The following is a 297-nucleotide window of genomic DNA, read 5'->3' as shown; positions in this document are numbered from 1 at the left end:
CTATTACTATCCCGGCAAGGACGACACCCAGCTGCGTGCCGAGATGCGCGGCTACCTCGACCGTGGCTACACCGTCGTGAAGATGAAGATCGGCGGCGTGCCGATCGAGGAGGACCAGCGCCGCATCGGCATCCTCGGCCTCGGGCGGATCGGGCATGCCATCGCCACGCGCCTCGCTGGATTCGGCTGCGCCATCGCCTATCACGGCCGCCGCCGGCAACCCGAGGTGGCCTATGCCTACCACCCGAGCGCGGTCGAGCTGGCGCGGGCCTGCGACGTCCTTGTGGTCGTCGCGCC

Annotated in this window: 1 protein-coding gene; it reads left to right on the top strand. The window is 69.4% G+C overall.

What is annotated here, in order from left to right; translation table 11 throughout:
* Positions 1-297: NAD(P)-dependent oxidoreductase (locus AC0IXR_RS25025; protein ID WP_471762592.1), on the top strand; the 297-nt coding region annotated here is incomplete at both ends.

The organism is Methylobacterium sp. AC832, assembly GCF_979256025.1.
Note: the sequence above shows the minus strand (reverse complement) of the source record. Positions and strands in the feature narration are given on the sequence as shown.